The 2781-nt window shown below is 67.3% G+C and carries 4 protein-coding genes; 3 read left to right on the forward strand and 1 reads right to left on the reverse strand.

From position 1 onward, the window contains the following. Positions 1-139 precede the first annotated feature (139 nt). Genes folK through panB form a run of 3 tightly spaced genes read left to right on the forward strand, consistent with a single transcriptional unit; the run spans position 140 to position 2173 of the window. Positions 140-631, forward strand: a complete 492-nt coding sequence (folK, locus tag JMF90_RS32155) for a 2-amino-4-hydroxy-6-hydroxymethyldihydropteridine diphosphokinase (RefSeq protein WP_201325941.1) — start codon at positions 140-142, stop codon at positions 629-631. Next, positions 628-1314, forward strand: coding sequence for a deoxynucleoside kinase (locus JMF90_RS32160; RefSeq protein ID WP_174434807.1), 687 nt, complete (start codon positions 628-630; stop codon positions 1312-1314). Before folK ends, JMF90_RS32160 begins: the two co-directional genes overlap by 4 nt. 43 nt (positions 1315-1357) lie before the next feature. Further along, positions 1358-2173 (forward strand): 3-methyl-2-oxobutanoate hydroxymethyltransferase, encoded by an 816-nt coding sequence (gene panB, locus JMF90_RS32165; protein WP_006476834.1) that lies wholly within the window; start codon positions 1358-1360, stop codon positions 2171-2173. Positions 2174-2306: 133 nt separating this feature from the next. On the opposite strand, the gene JMF90_RS32170 is transcribed toward panB, so the two are convergent. Continuing rightward, on the reverse strand, positions 2307-2781 hold a 475-nt coding region (locus tag JMF90_RS32170; RefSeq protein ID WP_201325942.1), incomplete at its 5' end, for an aminotransferase class IV.

Below are 2781 nucleotides of genomic sequence, written 5' to 3' on the forward strand. Positions count from 1 at the left end.
CGTCGGACGTATACCCGACGGCACCGCACATTACTGGTGCAAATAAGGGCGAAAACTGCAATTTCAAGAGGGTCTTTCGCCGGCATTCGCCAATGCCGCGAAATAACCGCGCACTTTCTCGTATAACTTCGTATAATGTATGCTATACGAAGTTATTACGTGCCTCGCGCAGCAGCGCACCATCTCGATCCTCGGCAAGTCGAGCCTGTATCGCACGGCGCCTTTCGAAGCGGGCGGCGACGACTACTACAACTGCGTCGTCAAGCTCGACACGACGCTGTCGGCCCGCGAGCTGCTCGCGCTCTGCCAGAAGATCGAACATCACTTCGGCCGCGAGCGCCCGTATCGCAATGCGCCGCGCACGCTCGACCTCGACATCCTGCTGTTCGGCGCCGATTCGATCGACGAACCCGACCTGATCGTCCCGCACCCGCGCCTCACCGACCGCGCATTCGCGCTCGTGCCGCTCGTCGAGATCGAGCCGGCGCTCGACATCCCCGCGCGCGGCCGTGCCGACGCCTTTCTCGCCGCCGTCGCGGATCAGCGCGTCGAAAAGGTGCAAACCTGCCAGTGCCTGATGCAGAAGGCGCTCGCTGCCGGCGAAGACGCCGACAAGACCCGCTGCCGATGAACTCGACTCCGCTGACCGTCACCGCGCCCGACCTGCGCGCCCCGCACCGCTATCTCGTGATCGAAGGGCCGATCGGCGTCGGCAAGACGTCGCTCGCGCGCCTGCTCGGCGAGCGCTGGTCGATGCAGACGCTGCTCGAGCGCCCGCAGGACAATCCGTTCCTCGAACGCTTCTACCGCGACACCGCGCGCTACGCGCTGCCGGTCCAGCTGTCGTTCGCGCTGCAGCGCGCGCAGCAGGCGCGCGAGCTGATCGGCGCGCTCGAAACCGGCCGCCCCGTCATCGCCGATTTCATGCCGCAGAAGAACGACATCTTCGCGCGGCTGAACCTGCCGGAAGACGAGTGGCAGCTGTATCGCTCGGTCGCCGCGCACGTCGACGTGCCGCAGGCGCCGTCGCCCGATCTCGTCGTCTATCTGCAGGCCAGCCCCGAAGTGCTGTTCTCGCGCATCCAGAAGCGCGGGCTGCCGATGGAACTGCAGATCAGCGACGCATACCTGCGCTCGCTGGTCGACGCGTACAACGAATTCTTCTACCACTACGACCGCACGCCGGTGCTGACGGTCGCAGCCGAACACCTGAACCCGCTGGATTCCCCGGAAGATCTCGCCCTGCTGGTCGAGCGCATCGAGACGATGCGCGGCCGCAAGGAATTCTTCGTCAAGGGCGAGACGACGCGCTGACGCGTCCCGCCTGTCGTTCTACCCCCATCGACCCGGATTTCCCATGACCTATCTCCAGGAATCGAGCCGGCCTGCCGTGACGGTACCCAAGCTGCAGGCAATGCGCGACGCCGGCGAGAAGATCGCGATGCTCACCTGCTACGACGCGAGCTTTTCCGCGCTGCTCGATCGCGCCGGCACCGACGTGCTGCTGATCGGCGATTCGCTCGGCAACGTGCTGCAGGGCCACACGACCACGCTGCCCGTGTCGATCGACGACATCGCGTACCACACCGCCTGTGTCGCACGGGCGCAGCCGCGCGCGCTCGTCGTCGCCGATCTGCCGTTCGGCACGTACGGCACGCCGGTCGACGCGTTCGCGAACGCGGTCAAGCTGATGCGCGCGGGCGCGCAGATGGTCAAGCTCGAAGGCGGCGAATGGCTCGCCGACACGATCCGCTTCCTCGTCGAACGCTCGGTGCCCGTCTGTGCGCACCTCGGCCTCACGCCGCAGTCGGTGCATGCGTTCGGCGGCTTCAAGGTTCAGGGCAAGACCGAGGCCGGCGCCGCGCAACTGCTGCGCGATGCGCGCGCGATCGAGGATGCCGGCGCGCAGCTCGTCGTGCTCGAAGCCGTGCCGACGCTCGTCGCGGCCGAAGTCACGCACATGCTGAAGATCCCGACGATCGGCATCGGCGCCGGCGTCGACTGCTCGGGGCAGGTGCTCGTGCTGCACGACATGCTCGGCGTATTCCCCGGCAAGCGGCCGCGTTTCGTGAAGGATTTCATGCAGGGGCAGCCGAACATCCAGGCGGCCGTCGAAGCCTACGTGAGCGCGGTGAAGGATCGGTCGTTCCCCGGCCCCGAACACTCGTTCTGACGTGGAAGACCGGATGTAAAAAAGCGCGGCGCCCTTTGCGGGGCGCCGCGCTTTTTCGTTTGTGCGCCGCGTGGATGAACGAGTTCGTGGCACCGGAGCAAGCATACGGCGCCCGCTCCGTCACCTCGTCACTTCAGCACCGCGTCGAGCGCACCGCGTCGAGCGCACCGCGCAGCGCATTGGTCAGCAGCAGCCCCTGCGCGCGTGCGAGATCGTCGCGCGTCACGACGCGCTCCACGGCCCCGAATGCGGGATCGTCGAGCAGCACCCCGCGCATCACGCCCGGCAGCACGCCGGACGCCAGCGGCGGCGTCACCCACTGGCCGTCGAGCTTCACGAACAAGTTCGAGCGCCCGCCTTCCGTCACCTCGCCGCGCTCGTTGACGAACAGCATGTCGAACCCGCCGAGCGCCTCCGCCGCCTGCCACGCGCGGTCGTATTCGGCCCGGCGCGTGGTCTTGTGCAGCAGCAGTGCATCGCTCGCGCGGGTCGGCGCGAAGCCGTGCGCCGACGCAAGCAGCACACCGACCGGCCCCGCCGGCAGCGGCTTGAGCGGCGCCGCCGTGATGTCGAACGTGCCGTCCTTCGCCAGCGCGAGCTTCATCCGG

The sequence above is a fragment of the Burkholderia sp. E168m23 genome (genome assembly GCF_016586125.1).
GTDB classification, from domain to species: domain Bacteria; phylum Pseudomonadota; class Gammaproteobacteria; order Burkholderiales; family Burkholderiaceae; genus Burkholderia; species Burkholderia orbicola.

Bases quoted from the DNA above. Each gene is read 5' to 3' on its own strand.
- folK (WP_201325941.1), top strand. From the start codon at position 140: ATGCTATACGAAGTTATTACGTGCCTCGCGCAGCAGCGCACCATCTCG.
- JMF90_RS32160 (WP_174434807.1), top strand. From the start codon at position 628: ATGAACTCGACTCCGCTGACCGTCACCGCGCCCGACCTGCGCGCCCCG.
- panB (WP_006476834.1), top strand. From the start codon at position 1,358: ATGACCTATCTCCAGGAATCGAGCCGGCCTGCCGTGACGGTACCCAAG.